This is a genomic window from Nisaea acidiphila, from assembly GCF_024662015.1.
GTDB lineage: Bacteria > Pseudomonadota > Alphaproteobacteria > Thalassobaculales > Thalassobaculaceae > Nisaea > Nisaea acidiphila.
The window spans coordinates 1,423,667-1,444,445 of the sequence record NZ_CP102480.1; the positions used below are offsets into that span (position 1 = coordinate 1,423,667).

At 63.4% G+C, this 20,779-nt stretch carries 16 protein-coding genes and 1 tRNA gene; 11 read left to right on the plus strand and 6 right to left on the minus strand.

The window, feature by feature from the left end:
* Positions 1–59: 59 nt before the first annotated feature.
* From NUH88_RS06570 to NUH88_RS06585, 4 genes are all read right to left on the minus strand, one after another.
* Entirely contained in the window at positions 60–1,244 is a 1,185-nt protein-coding gene (locus tag NUH88_RS06570) for an ABC transporter substrate-binding protein (RefSeq protein WP_257770786.1), read from the minus strand.
* A 161-nt stretch (positions 1,245–1,405) separates the two neighbouring features.
* Positions 1,406–4,195 (minus strand): PAS domain-containing sensor histidine kinase, encoded by a 2,790-nt coding sequence (locus tag NUH88_RS06575; protein ID WP_257770788.1) that lies wholly within the window; start codon positions 4,193–4,195, stop codon positions 1,406–1,408.
* 35 nt (positions 4,196–4,230) lie between these two features.
* Positions 4,231–5,817, minus strand: coding sequence for an HD domain-containing phosphohydrolase (locus tag NUH88_RS06580; RefSeq protein WP_257770790.1), 1,587 nt, complete (start codon positions 5,815–5,817; stop codon positions 4,231–4,233).
* A gap of 116 nt (positions 5,818–5,933) precedes the next feature.
* Positions 5,934–8,315, minus strand: coding sequence for a tetratricopeptide repeat protein (locus tag NUH88_RS06585; RefSeq protein WP_257770792.1), 2,382 nt, complete (start codon positions 8,313–8,315; stop codon positions 5,934–5,936).
* Between the two features lie 170 nt (positions 8,316–8,485).
* On the opposite strand from NUH88_RS06585, the gene NUH88_RS06590 reads away from it, so the two are divergent.
* Positions 8,486–10,576 carry an acetate--CoA ligase family protein gene (locus tag NUH88_RS06590; RefSeq protein WP_257770794.1) on the plus strand — a complete coding sequence of 697 codons (2,091 nt, stop codon included), beginning with the start codon at positions 8,486–8,488 and terminating at the stop codon, positions 10,574–10,576.
* On the opposite strand, the gene NUH88_RS06595 is transcribed toward NUH88_RS06590, so the two are convergent.
* Complete coding sequence (locus NUH88_RS06595) at positions 10,573–12,933, minus strand: tetratricopeptide repeat protein (RefSeq protein ID WP_257770796.1); 2,361 nt, start codon at positions 12,931–12,933, stop codon at positions 10,573–10,575. The genes NUH88_RS06590 and NUH88_RS06595 overlap by 4 nt on opposite strands.
* Positions 12,934–13,071: 138 nt before the next feature.
* Positions 13,072–13,146: transfer RNA gene (locus tag NUH88_RS06600), tRNA-Thr, on the minus strand.
* A 131-nt stretch (positions 13,147–13,277) separates the two neighbouring features.
* Between NUH88_RS06600 and NUH88_RS06605 the strand changes: the two genes are divergently transcribed.
* The 10 genes from NUH88_RS06605 to NUH88_RS06650 all read left to right on the plus strand — a co-directional run bounded on the left by NUH88_RS06605 (position 13,278) and on the right by NUH88_RS06650 (position 20,778).
* Positions 13,278–13,454, plus strand: coding sequence for a hypothetical protein (locus tag NUH88_RS06605; RefSeq protein ID WP_257770797.1), 177 nt, complete (start codon positions 13,278–13,280; stop codon positions 13,452–13,454).
* A 162-nt stretch (positions 13,455–13,616) separates the two neighbouring features.
* A complete protein-coding gene (gene murA / locus NUH88_RS06610) occupies positions 13,617–14,918 on the plus strand; it encodes a UDP-N-acetylglucosamine 1-carboxyvinyltransferase (RefSeq protein WP_257770798.1) in 1,302 nt (433 codons plus the stop codon).
* A gap of 21 nt (positions 14,919–14,939) precedes the next feature.
* On the plus strand, positions 14,940–15,458 hold the full coding sequence (locus NUH88_RS06615; protein WP_257770799.1) for a DUF2948 family protein: 519 nt from the start codon (positions 14,940–14,942) through the stop codon (positions 15,456–15,458).
* A 55-nt stretch (positions 15,459–15,513) separates the two neighbouring features.
* Complete coding sequence (hisG, locus tag NUH88_RS06620; protein WP_257770800.1) at positions 15,514–16,176, plus strand: ATP phosphoribosyltransferase; 663 nt, start codon at positions 15,514–15,516, stop codon at positions 16,174–16,176.
* On the plus strand, positions 16,166–17,467 hold the full coding sequence (gene hisD / locus NUH88_RS06625; protein WP_257770801.1) for a histidinol dehydrogenase: 1,302 nt from the start codon (positions 16,166–16,168) through the stop codon (positions 17,465–17,467). Before hisG ends, hisD begins: the two co-directional genes overlap by 11 nt.
* 13 nt (positions 17,468–17,480) lie before the next feature.
* Positions 17,481–18,005: a UPF0262 family protein gene (locus tag NUH88_RS06630; RefSeq protein ID WP_257770802.1), complete on the plus strand. Its 525-nt coding sequence runs from the start codon at positions 17,481–17,483 to the stop codon at positions 18,003–18,005.
* A gap of 22 nt (positions 18,006–18,027) precedes the next feature.
* Positions 18,028–18,513: an arsenate-mycothiol transferase ArsC gene (locus tag NUH88_RS06635; protein ID WP_257770803.1), complete on the plus strand. Its 486-nt coding sequence runs from the start codon at positions 18,028–18,030 to the stop codon at positions 18,511–18,513.
* Positions 18,514–18,610: 97 nt separating this feature from the next.
* On the plus strand, positions 18,611–18,829 hold the full coding sequence (gene infA / locus NUH88_RS06640; protein WP_257770804.1) for a translation initiation factor IF-1: 219 nt from the start codon (positions 18,611–18,613) through the stop codon (positions 18,827–18,829).
* 19 nt (positions 18,830–18,848) lie between these two features.
* Complete coding sequence (locus NUH88_RS06645) at positions 18,849–19,469, plus strand: Maf family protein (RefSeq protein WP_257770805.1); 621 nt, start codon at positions 18,849–18,851, stop codon at positions 19,467–19,469.
* Positions 19,462–20,778, plus strand: coding sequence for a ribonuclease E/G (locus tag NUH88_RS06650; protein ID WP_257770806.1), 1,317 nt, complete (start codon positions 19,462–19,464; stop codon positions 20,776–20,778). Before NUH88_RS06645 ends, NUH88_RS06650 begins: the two co-directional genes overlap by 8 nt.
* The last annotated feature ends 1 nt before the right edge of the window (position 20,779 follow it).

Here is a 20,779-nt window from a genome sequence, read left to right on the forward strand (position 1 = left end):
GGAATCCGAAACCGGCGAAGCGCCTGCTCCGCCGGTTCCACGTCACCCGCAGCGGGTGATCACATCTTGCAGTCCTTGGCGTACGGATCCTGGTGGTTCTCGAGCACCGTCTTGACGATCTTGGTCGTCCAGACGCCGTCCGCATCCGCGACGACCTCACGCAGGTAGAAGTTCTGGATCGGGAAGTGGTTGTTCCCGTAGCTGAACTTGCCGCGCGTGGACGGGAAGTCGGCCTTCTCCATAGCGGCCCGCATGCCGTCCATGTCGTCCAGGTTGCCGTTAACCGCCTCGACCGCGCTTTTGATCAGGAAGATCGTGTCGTAGGACTGGGCCGCATAAAAGGACGGGTAGCGGCCGTATTTCTTCTTGAAGCCTTCGACGAACTTCTTGTTCTGCGGGTTGTCGAGATCCGGCCCCCAATGCTGGGTATTGAGCGAGCCCATGACACCACCGAGATTGCCCGCCTGGAGCTTCGGCAGAGCGATCGAGTCGACAGTGAACACAGTATAAAGCGGCAGCTCGCCGAGCAGGCCGGCCTGCTCATACTGCTTGATCAGAGCGCCGCCCGCCTTGCCCGGATAGAAGACCCAGAGCGCTTCCGCTCCGGAAGCCTTCGCCTTCGCCAGTTCGGCGGAGAAATCGAGCTGCGCGTCCTTGCCCCATTTGGTGAGATCGCGGCCGACCACCTCGCCTTTGAAAGTCCGCTCGACACCGGCGATCATGTTCTTGCCGGCGGCATAGTTCGGCGCCATCACGTAGACCGACTTGACGCCGTTCTGGTTCAGCACCTCGCCCATCGCCATCGGCGTCTGGTCGTTCTGCCAGGAGGTCGAGAAGAAATTCTTGTCGCATTGCTTGCCCGCGACCTGCGACGGCCCCGCATTGGAGCTGATCAGGAACTTGCCGGCATCGAGAGCCGACTTCTTCGAGGCGAGCAGAACGTGTGACCAGATGAAACCGGCGACGAAATCGACATCGTCCTTCTTCACCAGCTTATCGACTTTCTGCTTGCCGATCGGCGGCTTGAAACCGTCATCCTCGATGATGAGCTCGACATCCAGACCGCCCATCTTGCCGCCGATATCCTCGACCGCGAGATTGACCGCATCGACCATGTCCTGACCGATGACGCCAGCCGGGGTCGTGATTGTGGTGACGAAACCGATCTTCACCTTGTCGGCCGCCACTGCCGGCGCAGCCAGCAAAGCTCCCAGGGCCGCAAGGGCCGTTATTTTTTTGTACATCGCACAAAGCCTCCCAGTGTGATGCGGCAACTATGCCACAGCATCGATATGCAACATAGTGCACACCAGCATCCAAAGGTGCATTATACGTGTATTCTTGGCAATCCCGATCCCAAAGGGCATCGCGCATCGCTGCACAATGCGGGACGGTTCAGCGGGGATCAGCCCGTTTCTTCCGCTATGTCCTTGTCCGGGTTTTCCGGCGCCGCGAGTGGAATCACGACGGATACTTTCGTGCCTTCACCGGGAACCGACGCGACGGATACCGTTCCTCCGAGAACAGTGTGCACGATCGAATAGACGAGATGCATCCCGAGACCGCTTCCTCCGCTACCGAGCTTCGTCGTGAAGAACGGCTCGAACACGCGGCGTGCGACATTCGGGGACATCCCCTTGCCATTGTCGCTGACCAACACTCCGAGCGTCCCCGCCTCGGTCATCTCCGCCAGAATCCCGATTTTTCCCGGTCGGTCCCCGATATCGTCAAGTCCGTGCAAGATGGCGTTCTGGATCAGGTTGATCATCACCTGACCGAGCGGCCCCGGATAGGAGTCGAGTTCGATGTCCTCCGGCACCTCGGTCGCGAACTCAATCCGCTGGCCGGAGACGGTCGCTTCCATCGTGGCGACGATATCGCGTGAGAGCTCCGCGAGGCTGAAAGTACGGCGTTTATGGCTCGTCTGGTCGACTGCCACCTGTTTGAAATGCGAAATCAGGTCCGACGTCCGCTCAAGCCCGCGCTGGATGATGCCGAGTCCTTCCTTCATTTCGGTCAACACGCGGGAGAAGAGCGCCTGACTGATCTTTTGCGCCGCGTAGGCGTCGTCAAGCTCCTTCAGTGACCTGGTCAGTTTGGTCACAACGGTGTAGCTCGCACCGACCGGAGTGTTAATCTCATGGGAGATCCCGGCCACCAGTCCGCCGAGCGAGGCCAGACGTTCGGACTCGATCAGCTGGGTCTGTGCCTGCTTCAACTCGGTAATATCCGTGGTCGACCCCTGAAAACCGACGAAGTTTCCATCGGACCAGACCGGGCGCGCATTTATCCGCACGATACGCTGTCCCGAGGGATGGGTTCGAACGATCTCGATGCCCCGCACCGGGCTGCGCGACTCCAGCTTTGAAACGAACGCGTCCCATGCCTCGCGCTGATCGACAAACCTCTCCTGCTCGGTGACGAGCGAAGTGAGCGGATGGCCGATATAGTCCTGCGGGTCACGGCCCGTCTGTTCGAAGAAATTGTCCGAACACCAGGCGAGTTTGAGCTCACTGTCGAGTTCCCAGAGCCAATCGGCCGATGCGGACGCGATATTGCGGAACCGCTCCTCGCTGCGGCGCAACTCCCGGGTTCGCATCCGAACGGTCTGCTCGAGACTTTCGTTCAGGTTTTTCAGCGCCGATTGCGCCTGTACGAATTCGGTGATGTCGTAACGCATGCTGGCAACGCCTCGGACGGCGCCGTCAGGTCCCGAAATGGGGAAATTGACCACTCGGAACTCCGTTGCCGGCGCACCGGACTCCGGAACGTAGGTGTAGTCGTACGTTACGGATCCGTGGGTCGCCACGACGCGAAGCGCCGCATCCCGAAACTTTTCCGAGGCCTCCATCCGGTCGCTCTTCGCCAACACCCCGTCCACCGTTTGCCCGAGAATGTCGTCGATGCGCAGACCGAGTTGGATGGCGGCTCGTGTGTTCGCCCGGATGAACCGGCCTTCGAGATCGCGCACGAGAATGCCGGAATCCGTATTCTCGAAAATGTCGGTCATTACCGCTTCGGCATCGCGCCGTGCCGCTTCCGCCTCGACGCGCGGAGTCACGTCCAGCAAAACGCCGAAGGTCCTTTTCAGCCTGCCCGTGTCGTCGAAGTCGAACTCGCTTGCCACGAGAATATGCGCGGTCGAACCGTCTGTCCGCTGGACCCTGATTTCAGCTTCAAACCCGGGCTCGCCATCGGCGGTCTGCGCACGCATCTTGTCGAAAAACGAACGGTCGTTGGGATGGACCCGGTCGCGCGCCTCCGAGAAAGTCAGAAAATCGTGACCGACACAGTCATAGATGCTTTGGGCCTGTTCAGAGAAATACACCCGTTTTTCACCGGGCTCGTATGTCCAATGCCCGATTACGCCGAGTCTTTGCGCTCGCCGAAACGATCGGTCGCTATTCTGGACCTCAAGCTCAAGCTCCTTTTGCTGAGTGATGTCCTGATGTACCGCAAAGAGGGATTCAACCGATCCGTCGTCTCCGAGAACCGGCTCGAACTGAAGCCGTACATGGTGACATTCCGAGCGCTCCGAGCCGAGCCTGAGGTCGACCGTCGCGGCTTCCGCGGTTTCGAACGCTTTCGCGCGGGCCTCGTCATATGCGGCAAGATCGTCGGCGAAGATGTGGGAGCGGATCCCCTCATGGGAAATTTCACTCTCTGTCATGCCGAGCATTTCGCGCATCGGGCCAACGATACGAACGTTCCCCGAAGCAGGATCCACACTCGAATAACCGACGCGCGCAAGGTTGCGCATCCGATCCAGGATTGTCGTCTTGTTCACCGCATGCGCAGCTTCCGCCTTACCCCCAGGCTGATGCACCGTCTGCCCGCTGTCGGGACAAAAGCCTATTCCCTCGAAAACCGTATTGCCGGCTTCACCGGACACCGAAGCCCGACCGATGAGAGACACCCTGCAGCCTGATAGCCCATCGGACAGGACCGCCGGCAGGCCACGGAACGGCACGCCGTTTCTCGCGGCTTCGAGCATTGCAGGGAGGAGCGTGTCGCCGTCCGCATTCTCAGGCCGGCCGAAGCGCGGCTTTCCAAGCAGACTTTCCGGATCCAGTCCGGTCAGGAGGTTGAAATTGTCGGACAGATGGCTGAGGCGCCCCCGATCGTCGGCACGCCACTCGAAGAAAAGATCTCCGGTCATATCGTGGCGCTGCGTGACCGCCTTTTCGCCCCCCATGCCGATCCCCTCTTCGACACGAACGCCGGCAACCGTCAGGCCGTCACCAGGTTCTCGTCACCGTAAGTGGTTCTGATATCGATCATCGTGGGGAGATTATCCACGAAGACGTCAACGAGGTTTGGATCGAAATGCTTCCCGCGCTGCTCGCGGATCAATTCCACCGCGTCTTCGACCTTCCATGCCTTCTTGTACACACGCTCCGACGTGAGAGCGTCGAATACGTCCACCAGTCCGACGATCCGGCCTTCGATCGAGATCGCGTCCCCTTTGATATCGTTCGGATAGCCGCCGCCTTCCCATTTCTCATGGTGCTCAAGGGCAATTTTTGCGGCGAGCTGCAGGATCGGCATATCGGACGTCCGGAGCATCTCGTAGCCGATGACGGTATGCCGCTTCATGGCTTCCCACTCGTCCAACTCCAGCTTTCCGGGCTTGCACAGGATGGCATCGGGGATACCGATCTTGCCGATATCGTGCAGCGGAGCGGCACGGAACAGGAGTTCAGAATCGGACGCGGAAAGTCCGATCTTGTCCGCGATCACACGCGAATATTGCGCGACACGCGAAACGTGCCTGCCAGTCTCTCCGGAACGCGTTTCGACCGCCTCGCCGAGGCGCAGAACGATTTCGCGTTGGGCGCGTTCCGTCTGGTCATGCAGGCGCAGATTCTCGAATGCCGTCAGAACCTGGCTGATAAAGACCTCGACAATCTGCGCGTCCGGCCCTTCCAGCGATTGAAGTTCCGGTAGGAAAAGAAGACTGGTCTGTCCTCCACGACCGACGATCCCGGCCAGCAATGCATCCTCGCTCCGGCAAGTATGAATCCCGGCTCCGCGGGTCGCCAGTTCCCGGACGAGCTTCTCATCTTCCGCGCCGAGAGCCATATCGGACAAACTCCGGGCATCCGCCACAGCACCATGACCGGCGATCACCTCGTAATCCTCGACCGACTTGCTGTTGTGTTCCGCCACGGCGAGGACCGCGGAGGCCCCGATTTTCTCTCCTGCCCCGCGATGCATGTTGGCGATGGACTCAAGATTCTCGAGGATGCCGTCTGCGAACCCGGCCAGCGAGGGCTGTTCGAAGAGCGCGGTCGAGGCTTGCAATACCTTCATCAGTCCGCGCCGGCTTTGCTCCATCGCCAGAAACTGCTGGTAGGACCGCAAACCGGCATAGGCGAGGGAAAAAAGCTTCTGCGCGCTGAGTTCGGTCTTTTCCTTATAGTCGCTGATATCGTAATCGGTGATGACACTCTGTTCCGGAGCATGCCCTGGCTGCCCGGTGCGAACGACCAAGCGGATCAGCTTGTTGTCCATGTCTTCGCGGATGTAACGGATGAGGTCGAGACCTGCGTTCGGCGTTTCCATCACGACGTCTATGAGTGCCAGGCCCACATCCGGGTTATCCGCCAGGACCTGTTTCGCCTCGGCAGCAGAATATGCGGACAAAAGCGACAAGGGACGCCCTTCGACCTCGACATCGCGCAAGACGAGTGACGTCGTCGCGGCAACATCGTGATCGTCATCGACGATAAGAACCTTCCAGGGCTCGGCCGACGCGGCAGAGTCCTCGGGTTCGTCGACTAAGAAGTCGAGAATGTTCAGATCTTCGTTCGACATGCCGATTCCAGGCAGACTGTCGCCGCCGGCTACTTTCCCCTAATAATCTCATGCCCGGATTTTTAGGCCGAAGCAATCTTTCCCTAAATCCGTACCTGCAAAAACTGAATTAACGATTAACAGCGCATGCAGGCCGAACCGGAACAGAAGTCCGACCAGACCTCCGCCAGCTTACTCTCGACATTGCGGGTATACCGCGCCTGATCGCAAAGCGCCGAGGAGGCGACGGCGGCGCGTAACGACTGCCGGATGCGCGCCAACCGCCCCGCATCCGCTGCCAATGCGCGCGCAAGACCGACGAAATCCGCCCGGCTCTCCACCGCCCAGTTCGGAAAACCGGCGTTGCTGAGATGGCTGAGGGAATGACGTCCCGCAAAATGATCCTGGGTCGCCAGCGTCACCACCGGCACTCCCATCCACAAAGCCTCGCAGGTCGTAAGGCCGCCGGAATAGGGCAATGTGTCGAGTGCGATATCCACCTCGCCGTACCCGCCGAGAAATTCCTCATGGAAGCGGTTGGTTTCGAATGACAAGCGCTCCGGCGCGATCCCTTCCTTGCCCATGACGGCCCGAATGCCTGCCTGCACTCCAGGATCGTCAAAACCGCGATAGGACAGCAGAAGGCGGGAAGCAGGCACCGCTTCCATGACCGCACTCCAGAGTCCCAGCGTGTCGTCCGTCAGCTTGGCGGGATTATTGAAGCAGCCAAAGGTTACGTATCCGTTGTTCAGCACTGGCGCTGGCGCGACGGCCGGAGCGGTCGGCGACGGGTAGAAGCAGATGTAATCGTCCGGCAGGACCAGCCATTTCTCGGTATAGAATTTCTCCGTGCCGGGCACCGTCTGGTACCGGTCCGTCACGAGGTAGTCCATCGTCGAGAGCCCGGTCGTTCCGACATACCCCATCCACGTCATTTGGAGGGGGGCGGCCCGGCGGGCAAAAAGGCGCATCCGGTTGCCGGCGGAGTGCCCGGCGAGATCGAAGAGGATATCGACCCGATCCTCCATGATGCGCTGGCGCAACTCTGTATCGGGAATGCGGCCGCTATCCAGCCAGACGTCGGTATTCCGGCGCAGCTCCTCAGTGAAATAATCGCCCTCGGCAAGATCTGAATAGATCGTGACCCGAAACCGCTCCCGGTCGAGATGCTTCAGAACCGGGAGCAGGAAGAAGCCGACGGGATGGCGCTTCATATCCGGCGAAAGAAATCCGAGGTGAATCTCCCGGCCCTCGGATAGGTCGACCTCATAAGAGAGAGGTTCTTCCTCGGGAGCCATGTGTTCGGCCCAGCTGCGATGGCGCCGGTAGAGAGATTCAGCGGTCACGCCGGTTTCGTAATTATGTCCCATGACGAGGCCGGACTGCACATTTCCAGCCTCCGGATAAGCGACGGCCGCCCATCTGAGGCACCGTTCGGCCGCAGCGTGTTGGCGCGACTGCCGATGACCGTTGGCGAGGCCGATGAACATGTCATGATTTACCCCACCGACGATCATTGCAACGCGTGCCGCCTGAACCGCCAGGGTGTAAGCCCCCTGCTCCGAGAGATATTTCGTGAAGTTGACATGCGTCTCCGAACGCGCCGGATCGATACGGCGCAATTTCCGGTAACCGTCCAGTATCCGGTCGCGGGACATCCCCATTTCCGCGCGCAGCACGAGCAGATTACCCAGCGCTGTCTGATTGCTGGGATCGAGTAACAACGATCGCTGGAAGCAGAGGTCCGCAGACGCTTTCCGGTCGGCACTATGCAGACCGTTGCCGAATGACAGCCAAGCGTCAGGGCTGGAGCGGTCGAGCACCGTCGCGCGTTTGAAATTCCTGAGACGCTCGTCGATTTCCCGAACGCCGGAGGACGCATTCGCAAGTCGGGTGTAGCTCCCACCGTCCGCCGGACCGAGCAGCAGGCTGCGCAAGAGATCCCCGGCGGCGTTCGCATTTTCCCCTTCAGCGATCTTAACGAGGGCGAAACGCTTCCAGGCTGTGTCGTCCAGCGGGTTCAGGCAGGTGACGCGGGCGAGCATGTCCCTGCCCGCCGCCCTGTCCCGGGGCACGGTGAGTTCCGCCAGATGCCGTAGCTGGGCCGGGTTTCCCGGCTCCGCAAGGACGCATTTGCGGACCAAACTGCGGGCTTTCTCCGGCAGACGGACGCGGATCAGGTTTGCCCAGTCGTTCATGGCCGAAAGATTGCCTGGATCGCACTCGACCGCCGCCGCGTAATTCTCTTCCGCCACCGAGAGATTTCCCGAAGACGCTTCCGCAAACGCCAGCATCTGATGAAAGGAGCTCTTGCGCGGTTCGAGTGCAAGCGCCCGGCGCAATTGAAGCGCTCCGGTAACGGGATCTCCCGACGCCGTGGCGGCATCCCCGGCCAGCGACAGCACAAGGGCGATCGGCGGGTGCACGGCAAGTACCGTGCGATAGAGCCGGACAGCCTCTGCCAGGTGACCCGCCTGATGCCGCTGGAAGCCGTCATTCACTAGCGCCTGCAAGTCCAAGCCCGATTGCTCCCTTCAGCTCCGCTCTACGTTTCTAACGTGCCTGAGGCAAGTTAGCAGAAGGTTTTTGCCTTGTGGGAGCACGACTTGTCAGAACTCGCGCGGACGGGGCATCATCGCTCCCAGCAATTTATCCCTCCGGTTCCCGGTTCCGTCGGATTACCAATTTCATGCCAGCCTCCCTCCTCCAAGCCCTCGTCTCCCCGGCCACCATCGCCCTCGTCGGCGCCTCGAACACAGAAAGCAAGCTGACGGCACGCCCGATGCGTTTTCTGCGCCGCCACGGCTTCGAAGGCCGGATCTATCCGGTGAACCCGGCCCGCGACACGGTACTTGGCGAGAAGGCCTGGCCGTCCGTCAAAGCCGTTCCTGAACCTGTGGATTTCGCCTATATCCTGCTCGACGCGGATCCCGCCATAGAGGCGCTTAAGGACTGTGCCGCTGCCGGTGTGCGGATCGTCGCCATACTGGCCGACGGCTTCGCGGAAGCCGGTGAGGAAGGCGCGCGCCGGCAGGCCGAGGTCCAGCGCATCGCCGAAGAAACCGGCATGCTCGTCATCGGCCCCAACTCGATGGGCGTTGTCCATACCGCTTCCGGCTTCGCGGCAACCACCAACGCGGCCTTCGGCGCCGAAACCATCGGCCGCGGTCGGCTTGCCGTGATCTCGCAGAGCGGCAGTGTGATCGGAACCCTGCTCAGCCGCGGAGCCGCCCGCGACATTGCCTTTTCGACATTCGTTTCCGTCGGGAACGAGGCTGCCGCGGGGATTGGCGAGGTTGGCGAAATCCTCGTCGATCACGACGGAACGGACGGTTTCCTGCTGTTCATGGAAACAATCCGGAACCGTGCGGCACTGGCCCGCTTCGCCGCCAAGGCGCATGCGGCCGGAAAACCCGTGGTCGCCTATATGATCGGGAAATCCGAGGAGGGGCAGGCACTTTCCGTCTCTCATACCGGCGCTCTCACTGGATCGGCGGCAGCCGTGGATGCGCTGCTGCGCAGTCTCGGGATCCGTAAGGCAGAGCAACTCGAGACCCTTCTGGAAGCGCCGGGTGCCTTGGCGAAGGCCCGTCTGCAACCGGGCCGACCGAAGACCGCGACCGTGATCGCGACCACCGGCGGCGGCGGCGCCATGGTCGTCGACCAATTGAGCGCCCGTGGCGTCGAAATCGCCGGCGCAAGCACTTCCACGAAAGCGCATTTCGCAAAGCAAGGCATTCCGAGCGGCCACGGCAAGCTGGTCGACGTCACGCTGGCGGGAGCCCGCTACGAGATCATGAAGGAAGCGGTCTCGACCCTGATCCGCGACCCGGAGACCGGCGTGCTGATCGTCGCCATCGGCTCATCGGCGCAATTCGATCCGGAACTGGCGGTGAAACCGATCGTCGACGCGGTCTCCGAGGCGTCGGATGACGCGGCGCCGGTGCTCGCCTTCCCCCTTCCGCATGCTCCGGACAGCATGCGGCTGCTGGAAGCCGGCGGCGTCCCGACCTTCCGTACCGTGGAGAGCTGCGCCGAGACCGTGGCGATGCTGATGACCGGGGCGGCCCAGTCTGTTGCACCCGCAATGCCCCTTCCCGCCGCCGCCACCGCTCTGATCGACGCTCTGCCGTCCGGCACCGCGGATGAAGTCAGCTCCGCAGCCATATTCCAGACCATGGGCCTCACCGGCCCGGGCCAGACCGTGCTCGCACCGTCGGAGGGCGTTCCGGAAGAACTGCCCGTCTCCTTCCCGGTCGTCGCCAAACTGGTCTCGCCGGACCTGCCGCACAAGACCGATGCCGGTGCAATCAAGGTCGGGATCAAGGACCGGGCGGAACTGATCGACGCCATCATGGAAATGCGCGGGTCCGCCGAGCGATACCATCCGGGTTTCCGGCTGGCCGGCATCCTCGTGCAAGAGCTGGTCAGCGGCCTCGGAGAAGCCCTGATCGGCCTCTCCCGCGATCCAGTGGCAGGACCGGTCGTGACCGTCGCGATGGGTGGCGTGATGACTGAAATCTACCGCGACAGCGCCGTCCGCCCGGCACCGGTCAGCGTCGACGGCGCCCGCGAGATGATTCGCGAGGTGAAGGGGTTCGAGCTGCTGCGCGGTTTCCGGGGGCGGCCGGAAGGCGATCTGGAAGCCCTCGCGGAAACGGTCAGCACCCTTTCCCGGCTAGCCGCGGATTCGCGGATCGAGGAAGCCGAGGCCAATCCTGTACTGATTATGGAAAAGGGCGTCGGCGTCGTCATGCTGGACGCGCTGATCCGGACCTAGTCCGCTGCACAATATCGTTGCCAAGCCATTCTAAGCGCCGCTGCGACCGCGTCGGCATAATGCGTCCGGTCGCAGAGCGGCGAATCCGCAACTCTCTGCCGGAGAGTTGCGCGAAGATCCGCCAGACGCCCAGGATCAGAGCCGAGACCGCAAGCGACCTTGAAGAAGGCCTCATCGCTATCCGCCACCCACTCCGGAAACCCGGCATTGGTCAAATGACTGACGGAATGCCGCCCGGCGAAATGGTCCGCCGTCGAGAGCGTGACCACAGGCACTCCCATCCAGAGCGCCTCGCAGGTCGTCAGGCCGCCGGAATACGGCAATGTATCGAGCGCGATGTCGACCTCCCCATATCCCGCGAGGAACGCCTCGTGAGAGGCAAAAACAGAGAAGCGAATTCGCTCCGGCTCAATCTTCCTGGCCGACAGAAACTCCCTGATCTCCCGCTGCAATCCGGGATCGTTGAATCCGCGATAGGCAAGCAGCAGCTCCGAGCCGGGGATTTGCTCGAGGACCCGCCCCCAGAGATCCAGGCTCCGGTCAGACAGTTTGGCCGGATTGTTGAAACTCCCGAAGGTGACGAAACCGTTCCTACCCGCCGGACTTGGCGCCACCTCGGGCGCCTCGGGCACCGGCTCGAAGCAAATGTAGTCGTCCGGCAGGACCAGCCATCGCTCGCCGTACCAATCCTCGGTGCCCGGTCTTGTCTGAAAACGGTCGGTGACAAGGTAGTCCATCGTCCGGAGACCGGTCGTGCCGACATACCCCATCCAGGTCATCTGCAATGGCGCCGCGCGCATCGCGAACATTTCCATGCGATTGCCCGAGCTATGCCCGGCGAGATCGAACAGGATGTCGATGCGGTCATCGAGGATCCTCTGCCGCAACGGTTCGTGCCCGAGCCCTGCCGTATCGCGCCAATGGTCGGCGCGGGTACGGAAATCCGAGGTCAGATCGTCCCCCTCGCCGCAATCGGAATAGAGAAAGAGCTCGAAGCCTGCCCGGTCGAGTTGGCCGAGCAGCGGCTTCATGAAGTATCCGACCGGATGCCGCCTCAGATCCGGTGAAAGGAACCCCAGCCGCAACTGTCGGTCCGGCCTCTTGTCGACATCGTACCCGAGGGGACGCTCGGAAGCCGCCCAGCGCTCTGCCCAGTCCCGGTGCGCGCGATAGAGCTGCTCTGCAGTCACGCCTGCGCTGTAGCTCAAATCCATAAGGCGCGTCGATTTCAGGGCCGCATTCTCGGGAAAGAGCAGTTCGCTGCGCCGGACCTGACGCATCGCCGCTTCAATCCTGCGGGTCTGCCGATAGATCCCGGCGAGCGCCGCCATCGAGGCACGTTCGAACCGCCCGGAAACAAGGCTGCGGCGAACATAACGCTCAGCCTCGCTGTTTTCACCGCGATCCATATGGAGTTTCGCGATATTTGCGAGTGTGCGCTCGCGCAGAGGGGCAAGAGCGAGCAGTCGGCGGTATCCTCGCCTCACCGCATCGGCGGGTGTATTGCGCTCGGTCAGAATTACGAGACGGTTCGCATATGCATCGGCGTGCCCTGGCTCCAGAACAGCGACCCGGCGATACGCGCGTTCGCCCCTCTCGGGCGACTCTCCTCGATAGCAGGCGTTCGCGAGCCCGAACCAAGCGGTAAGATCCGCCGGCGCAAGCATCGAAGCACGCCTAAATCGCGGGACGGCAGCAAGTATCTCGGAGGTCGACGTCGCGAGCCAGCGATACGCCTCAGAGTCTTCGGGAGCGACGAGGGCGGCGTGGCGGAATGCATTCTCGGCATTCGCCTCATTCCCTTTGGCCGCCAACCCGACCAGACCGAGCCCGCGCCATGCCGGCGCATCTCCCGGCGCAATGCGCAGAGCGACCCGGTAACTCCTGCTGCTACGCTCCGGATTTGACGCCGCGTCCGCCTCTCCGAAACGGCGCCATGCCTCACCGAGATGGGGGACGAGCAGAACGAGCCGGCGCAGAACCGCAGATGCCGCCGCCGGATCGCGGGCGCGCGCAACACTGGCCCAGTCGCTCAGAATATCTAGATTGCCGGGCTCCGCGCGGAATGCCCCTGCATAGGCGCGCTCCGCATTGCTGAGATCGCCGGCCATCGTAGAGGCATAGGCCAGCAACTTATGAAACACGCCCTTACCCGGCTCGACCGCGACCGCGCGCCGGGCGACCCGCGCGCCATCTCCGGGCGCGCCGCCATGTACCATCGCCTCCGCCGCGAGCGAGAGAATCGATGTCATGGACGGGCGAATGAGCAATACGCGTCGGTACAGTACGAGCGCTTCGGCGAACCGGCCGCTGCGATGCAGCGCCGCGGCGTCATTCACCATTGCCTGCAGATCCACGCTCTCGCCCCTCCTCCACGCTTTGGCCGGAACCCCGAGACCAGTCTAATACTTTCTCGGAAGGGTCAGATTCAAAGCATTAAGTGCGCACGAGCGCATGGCCGACGAAGGCAGACCGATGAATTCGAGGAGAGAAACTGGTGCTGCCGGAGTGATTTGAACACTCGACCTCTCCCTTACCAAGGGAGTGCTCTACCCCTGAGCTACGGCAGCGTTTTTCGGCAAAAAGCCGGGCGGCGAGGGAGGCCCCTCGCGAAGCGCGGCGGAACATGCCACAGGCACTTGAGAGGTGCAAGCACGTTTCTTGGCTGGAATTGCGCGCCGTCCGTGGGCACTCTCAGGCCATGGCCAAATCCCCGAAAGAGCCGGAGTCCGGCGCCCCGAAGAGCGAGGCGGAGCTGCGTGCGGAACGCCGCGCGGCGGCCCTGCGCGCCAATCTGCATCGCCGCAAGGCCCAGACGCGCCAGCGGGCCGACGGACCCGCAGACACGCGGGGCGAGAGCGGCTCCGGCGATTCGTGACGCGCCTTGTCCGCGCCGCCTGGCACGGAACGTCAAAAACCTGCCCCATTCTATGGGAATTCTCGAAAGCGGCGGGGTTGAGAGACCGCGCCACGATAAAGTAAAACGGTGCGGGGCCGGTGCTTGCGAGGGACCGCCTCCCTTTTGAGAATGGGGACATTCATGGACAAGTTGGTGATTCGCGGCGGCACTCCGCTCAAGGGACAGATTCCGGTCAGCGGGGCGAAGAACGCCGCCCTGCCGCTGATGGCCGCAAGCCTGCTGACCGATCAGCCGCTGACCCTCACCAACATGCCGAAGCTCGCCGATATCCGGTCCATGGGCGCGCTGCTCGACCAGCACGGGGTGAAGCGCAGTACCCAGGACGAAGCCGGCGGCGGGCAGACGGTCGATTTCCACGCCGTGACGATCGAGAGCACCACGGCGCCCTACGATCTCGTCCGCAAGATGCGCGCCTCGGTTCTGGTGCTCGGCCCGCTGCTCGCGCGCTGCGGCGAAGCAACCGTCTCCCTGCCGGGCGGCTGCGCCATCGGCAACCGGCCGGTGGACCTGCATCTGAAGGGACTTGCCGAGCTGGGTGCGGAGGTCGCACTCGAAGGCGGCTATGTGAAGGCAGAGGTCCCGTCCGGACGCCTGCAGGGCGGCCGCGTGGTTTTCCCGATGGTCTCCGTCGGCGCGACCGAGAACCTGATGATGGCGGCCAGTCTCGCGGACAGCGAGACGGTGCTGGTCAATGCCGCGCGCGAGCCGGAGATCACTGATCTCGCGGAGTGCCTGATCGCCATGGGCGCGGAGATCGAGGGCCACGGCACCGACACCATTCATATCCAGGGCAAGGACAGACTAGGCGGCGCCATTCACAAAGTTGTGCCGGACCGGATCGAGACCGGCACCTATGCCATGGCGGCGGCGATTACCGGCGGTGATGTGGAACTGACCGGCACGACCAAGGGACTCCTGGACAATGTTTTCGAGATCCTGCGCGAAGCGGGTGTGACGATCGAGGAAAGCGACCGCTCGATCCGGGTCAAGGCGGAGCGCGGCAAGCTGCGCGGCGTCGATGTCATGACCGAGCCCTTCCCCGGCTTCCCGACCGACCTGCAAGCCCAGTTCATGACCTTGATGTGCGTCGCCCGCGGTGCCTCCATGGTCACCGAGACGATCTTCGAGAACCGCTTCATGCATGTGCCGGAACTGAGCCGCATGGGCGCGAACATCAACGTGCATCACGCTTCGGCACTGATCCGCGGCACCGACCGTCTGATCGGCGCGCCGGTCATGGCGACCGACCTGCGCGCCTCGGTCAGCCTGGTGCTGGCCGGCCTCGCGGCGGACGGGGTGACGGAAGTGAACCGGATCTATCATCTCGACCGCGGTTACGAACGGCTGGTCGAAAAACTGAGCGCCTGCGGTGCCGACATTCAACGTGTCGCCGCCGAGGCAGGCGAGGAATTGACGGTCTAGATAATCTGGGCGGCGGGGGCCATGGTATCACGAGACGTATCACTACTGGCGGCGAGCGACCGGCCGTTCCGGGTCCGTGCCGAGGATGCGGACGACCTCTCGGTCGTTGCCGCCTACCTGCAGGACGCGCTGCTCCCGGTCTCTGAGATGACCTACGAGCCGAATGACGGCCGTTTCGTCATGGTGGTGCAGCGCTTCCGCTGGGAGACCGCGCCGGAAGACGGCACGGTCCCTGCGGACGGCGATACGCTCTATGCCGAGCGGGTCCATTGCGGCATCCGCTTCGACGGCGTCAGCCGGGTGCAGACCCACGGCTTCGAGCGGAGCAAGCGGGACCGGATCCTGAACCTCCTCACGGTGCATCCCTCGGACGGGCAGATCGACCTCGCCTTCGCCGATAACGTGACCATTCGACTCGCAGTCGACCGCATCCTGTGCCATATCGAGGACCTCGGCGAACCTTGGCCGACCGTCTTCACGCCGTCCCATCCGCAAGAGGATGCAAAACCGGCACCGGCGGACGAGGCCTCGGGCGCCTGATCGGACTGCCGCCCGGCACGGTTGGCGGCAGGCAAGATAAGACAGGAGAGACGCGGTGAGCGCGAACCAGCCATTGATCCTCGCCCTGCCGAAGGGCCGGATCCTGAAGGCGATCACGCCCATTCTGGAACGGGCGGGAATTGAGCCGGAAGACGACTTCTTCAACGAGTCCTCGCGGCGCCTGCAGTTCCATACCAACGACGCGGATCTCGAGATCATCCGCGTACGCAGCTTCGACACGGCGACCTTCCTCGCCTTCGGCGCCGCCCATCTGGCGATCGCCGGCAGCGACGTGCTGATGGAATTCGACCATCCGGAAATCTACGCCCCGGTGGATCTCAATGTCGGCCATTGCCGCCTCGCGGTCGCCGAACCGGCGGAACTCGCCGCGAAGGAGAACCCGCAGCACTGGAGCCACCTCCGGATCGCGACGAAATATCCGAACGTCACCCGGCGCCATTTCGCAGCGCGCGGCGTGCAGGCGGAATGCATCAAGCTGAACGGCGCGCTGGAACTGGCGCCCGGCCTTGGGCTCTGCCGCCGCATCGTCGATCTGGTGGAAACCGGCTCGACCCTGAAGGCGAACGGCCTCGTCGAGGTCGAGCAGATCGCCGCCGTCAGTTCCCGTCTCGCCGTCAATCGCGCCGCGCTCAAGACACGACCTGGGCCGGTGAAGGATCTGGTCGACCGTATCGGGGAGGCAGCCCTTGCCGCGTAAGTTGATTGCGGGAGCGCCGGATTTTGAGGAGGCGTTCGAAGGCCTCGTCAATTCCAAGCGCGAGACCGACAGCGATGTCAGCGACACCGTCGCCGGCATCATCGCCGACGTGATCGCCCGCGGCGATGCGGCGCTGATCGAGCTGACGCAAAAATTCGACCGGATCGATCTGGCCAAGACCGGAATTGCAATTTCGGCGGAAGAGATCGCTTCAGCGCGGGCGGCCTGCTCGCAGGAAACGCTTGCCGCGCTGGAAAAGGCGGCCGAGCGGATCGAGGCCTTTCACCGGACCCAGGTCCCCACCTCCATCGATTATGCGGACGCGGACGGCGTCGGTCTGGGACTACGCCACACGCCTGTCGACGCGGTCGGGCTCTATGTGCCGGGTGGCAAGGCCGCCTATCCGAGCTCGGTGCTGATGAACGCCATCCCGGCGAAGGTCGCGGGCGTTCCGCGCCGGGTCATGGTGGTGCCGACGCCGGGCGGCGAGATCAGCCCGCTGGTGCTAGCCGCCGCCGAGATTTCAGGCATCACCGAGATCTACCGGGTCGGCGGCGCGCAGGCCGTGGCCGCGCTCGCCTACGGGACCGAAACCATCCGTCCGGTCGACAAGATCATCGGCCCGGGCAACGCCTATGTCGCCGCAGCGAAACGCCAGGTCTTCGGCAAGGTCGGGATCGATTCCATTGCTGGACCGTCGGAAATCCTGGTTGTCGCCGACGCCGAGAACGATCCCTCCTGGATCGCCATCGACCTCCTGTCCCAGGCCGAGCATGACGAGGTTGCGCAGGCGATCCTGATCACTGACGACGCAGACTTCGCGGCTAGGGTGGAAGCCGCCGTCGCGGAGCATCTCGCGACCCTGCCGCGCGCCAATATCGCCGGCGCGAGCTGGAACGATCACGGCGCGGTCATTGTCGTGAACGATCTCGCCGACGCCCCGGCCCTGGTCGACCGGCTGGCGCCGGAGCATCTGGAGCTCGCGGTCGAGGATCCGGACGCGCTCGCCGGCGAGATCCGTCATGCCGGCGCGATGTTCCTCGGACGTCATACGCCGGAGGCCATCGGCGACTATGTGGCGGGACCGAACCACGTACTGCCGACGGCGCGGACAGCACGCTTCTCCTCCGGCCTCGGCGTGCTCGACTTCCTGAAACGTACGACCTGGGTGAAATGCGACCCGGCGAGCCTCGCCGCCATCGGTCCGGCTGCGGTGACGCTGGCGGAGGCGGAAGGGCTCGGCGCCCATGCCCGCTCGGTGGCGATCCGCCTCGGAGCAGCCGCCGAATAGGCGGGAGTGAACCATGGTGCGCGATTTCGGCGACGGCCCGATCGAGGATGACGACGAGGAGGGCCGCGCCAATGCGCGCATCTCCAAGATCGAGCTCGACGAGCGCACCGTGGTCCGGCGCAGCCCCGAAGTAGAGCACGAGCGTGCGGTCGCGATCTACGACCTGCTGGAAGAGAATTCCTTCGCCCCCGCGGGCGACGAGGATGGCGGCCCCTACGAGCTGAAGCTCAGGATCGAGGAGAACCGGCTGCTTTTCGACATTTCCGATCCCGAGCGCGGCGGCAATTACCAGATCTGGCTTGCCATGACGCCGTTCCGGCGCGTGGTGCGGGACTATTTCAAGATCTGCGAAAGCTATTACGACGCCATCAAGCACCTGAACCCGTCCCAGATCGAGGCCATCGACATGGGCCGGCGCGGGCTGCACAACGAAGGTTCGACGCTGCTGAAAGAACGCCTCGCCGGCAAGGTCGATATCGATTTCGATACCGCCCGGCGCCTCTTTACCCTCATCTGCGTCCTTCACATCCGGGGGTAAGCCGCAGATGTCGGACCGCGCCATGCCCCCCGAGCCCCAGTCGCCGCTGGGTGAACCGATCCGGGAGCCGAGCGCCGTCCTCTTCGCCTGTACCCAGAATGCGGTGCGCTCGCCGATGGCCGAGGCGATCATGAAACATCTGATCGGGATGAAGGCCTATGTGGATTCCTGCGGCGTGCGCAACGGCGATCTCGACCCGTTCGCGGTCGAGGTGCTGAACGAGATCGGCATCGATCTCTCGCGCCACGCGCCGAAGAGCTTTGAGCAGATGGAAGACGATTTCTTCGATGTCATCGTTTCGCTCTCGCCGGAAGCGCAGCATCGCGCGATCGAGCTGACCCGGACCATGGCCTGCGACATTGAGTACTGGCCGATGCTGGACGCGACAATCATCGAAGGCTCCCGGGAGACGCGGCTCGACGCCTACCGCCATGTGCGTGACGAGTTGATGCGCCGGATCAAACAGAGATTCTCGGCGCTGATGGATAAAAATGCGGGCTCCGGCTAAGCGCTTCGCAGTGCTGCCATGAAGAGAAAAGACCTTGACCCCGCCGGGCGCCCGGCGCACTTATTGCCGCAATCTTCGGACGCTTGAAGGAGTAGGAATGCCGAAAGAAGACGTAATTGAGTTTTCCGGAACCGTTTCGGAATTGCTTCCGAACGCCATGTTCCGGGTGAAGCTGGACAATGACCACGAAGTGCTCGCCCATACCAGCGGCAAGATGCGCAAGAACCGGATCCGCGTGCTCGCGGGTGATCGGGTAAACGTGGAAATGACCCCGTACGATCTGACCAAGGGTCGTATCACCTTCCGCTTCAAATAAGTCTTCCGAGGTGACGGCCATGTCTGGCCCCCTACGATTGCGCGCCCCTTCCGGCGCGCATTTCGTTTTGGCCTCGGCCTCGCCGCGCAGGCTCGACCTGCTCGGCCGTATCGGGCTCGTGCCCGATCACGTCAGCCCAGCCGATATCGACGAGACCCCTAAGAAGGGCGAATTGCCGGACGCTTATGCCGAACGCGTCGCCTGGGAAAAGGCGCATGCGGTCGCGCAGAGTCATCCGGAGGCCTTCGTGCTCGCCGCCGACACCGTCGTCGCGAGCGGCCGGCGCATCCTTCCCAAGGCGGAAAGCGAGGAACAGGCCCGCGCCTGCCTGAAACATCTCTCGGGCCGCCGCCACCGTGTGATCGGTGCTATCCGCCTGATCGGCCCCGAGGGTTTCACGCGCAGCCGGATCTCGGTGACCACTGTCGCCTTCAAACGGCTGACGAAAGAGGATATCGAGACCTATATCGCCTCCGGCGAATGGGACGGCAAGGCCGGCGGCTACGCCATCCAGGGCCTCGCCGCGATCCATATCCGCTTCCTCTCTGGCTCCCATTCCAACGTCGTCGGTCTCGATCTTCACGAGACTCACGCCCTCCTTGCCGGATGCGGTTTCCGCTATGGTGAGGGCGATGCGTGAGCCCGACCGCCTGATCGTCGACAGATCCCCCGGGGAGACCCGGATCGCCGCGCTTGCGGACGGCATTCTCACCGATCTCTGGGTCGAGCGCACCGGCCTGCCAAGAAGCCGCCGGGGCGAAATCGCGCTCGCCCGTGTTACCGCCGTCCGGCCCGAACTGAACGCGGCCTTTCTCGATATCGGCAAGGGCGAGGCCTTCCTCAATCTCGGCAAGAGAAAAGCGCCTGCTGAAGGTGCGCTGCTGCCGGTCACCGTGACCGCGGACGCCGCCGGCCGCAAACAGGCGCAGGCCTCGCGCCAGATCTCGCTCAGCGGCCGCTTCATGAGTCTCCGCCCGACCGAGAGCGACCTTTCGATCGCCGGCGCCATCAAGGCCAAAGGCAAGCGGGACGCGCTGAAGGAGATGCTTGAGCCCGGCCGCCCGGCGGATGTCGGGCTTCTGGTGCACGAGAATGCGGACGGTGCCGAAAAGCTTCAGCTCATTGCCGACCTGACCGGGCTTCTGAAGGAGTGGAAATCGGTCGAGGACGCGATCGCCGCCGGGGACGGCCCCAAGCCGATCCGCCTGGCCCCGAGGCCGGAAGAGACCGCTTGCGTGCTCTTCCCATCGGCACCCGTCGCGGAGAGCAGCGGCGGCACCGGTTTCGAGGCGGACGATATCGACACGCAGATCGAACGCGCGCTCGCCCGCCGCCTTGTCCTGCCGAACGGCACCGCGCTGACCTTCGACGATACCGAGGCGCTGGTCGCCATCGACGTGGATCTCGCTGGCGCGGCGCGGGCGCCGAATGGCTGGGCTCGCCTTTTCGAGGAAATGGCCCCCTCTATCGCTTCCGAGATCCGCCTCCGCCGCCTCTCCGGCCTCGTCCTGATCGATTTCCCCCGCCTCTCGCAGAAGAGCGACAAGGACCGGATCGCCGCCGCGATGCAGGCGGCTTTCGAGGGATGGCCGCTTTCTGGCGGCGACAACGCGCAGCCGCCCCAGGTGCTCGGCTGGACCCGGAGCGGCGTTCTGGAAGTCACCGTGCAGCGCGTCGGCCGCAGTCTCGCCGAGGACTATCTCCGCCCGGCGGAGCGCCATCCGCGCGCCGCGACTGTTGCCCTCACGGCCCTGCGACGGCTGTTGCGCGAGACCAACGGCATCGCCCGCCCGGAAATACTCTGCGCGCCCGATATCGCAGACTGGCTCGCCGGTCCGGGCGCGGAAGCGCTGGCCGAGGTAAACCGCAAGCTCGGAGGCGCCTTGCAAGTGACCGCGCAGCCGGACTATGCCTTGGAGCGGATCGAGATCGGTCCGGCAAGGCGCTAGG

What these genes read in the sequence shown, in the direction of transcription:
- NUH88_RS06570 (WP_257770786.1), bottom strand. Translation starts at nt 1,244, where the DNA reads ATGTACAAAAAAATAACGGCCCTTGCGGCCCTGGGAGCTTTGCTGGCT.
- NUH88_RS06575 (WP_257770788.1), bottom strand. Translation starts at nt 4,195, where the DNA reads ATGGGGGGCGAAAAGGCGGTCACGCAGCGCCACGATATGACCGGAGAT.
- NUH88_RS06580 (WP_257770790.1), bottom strand. Translation starts at nt 5,817, where the DNA reads ATGTCGAACGAAGATCTGAACATTCTCGACTTCTTAGTCGACGAACCC.
- NUH88_RS06590 (WP_257770794.1), top strand. Translation starts at nt 8,486, where the DNA reads ATGCCAGCCTCCCTCCTCCAAGCCCTCGTCTCCCCGGCCACCATCGCC.
- NUH88_RS06605 (WP_257770797.1), top strand. Translation starts at nt 13,278, where the DNA reads ATGGCCAAATCCCCGAAAGAGCCGGAGTCCGGCGCCCCGAAGAGCGAG.
- murA (WP_257770798.1), top strand. Translation starts at nt 13,617, where the DNA reads ATGGACAAGTTGGTGATTCGCGGCGGCACTCCGCTCAAGGGACAGATT.
- NUH88_RS06615 (WP_257770799.1), top strand. Translation starts at nt 14,940, where the DNA reads ATGGTATCACGAGACGTATCACTACTGGCGGCGAGCGACCGGCCGTTC.
- NUH88_RS06630 (WP_257770802.1), top strand. Translation starts at nt 17,481, where the DNA reads ATGGTGCGCGATTTCGGCGACGGCCCGATCGAGGATGACGACGAGGAG.
- NUH88_RS06635 (WP_257770803.1), top strand. Translation starts at nt 18,028, where the DNA reads ATGCCCCCCGAGCCCCAGTCGCCGCTGGGTGAACCGATCCGGGAGCCG.
- infA (WP_257770804.1), top strand. Translation starts at nt 18,611, where the DNA reads ATGCCGAAAGAAGACGTAATTGAGTTTTCCGGAACCGTTTCGGAATTG.
- NUH88_RS06645 (WP_257770805.1), top strand. Translation starts at nt 18,849, where the DNA reads ATGTCTGGCCCCCTACGATTGCGCGCCCCTTCCGGCGCGCATTTCGTT.
- NUH88_RS06650 (WP_257770806.1), top strand. Translation starts at nt 19,462, where the DNA reads ATGCGTGAGCCCGACCGCCTGATCGTCGACAGATCCCCCGGGGAGACC.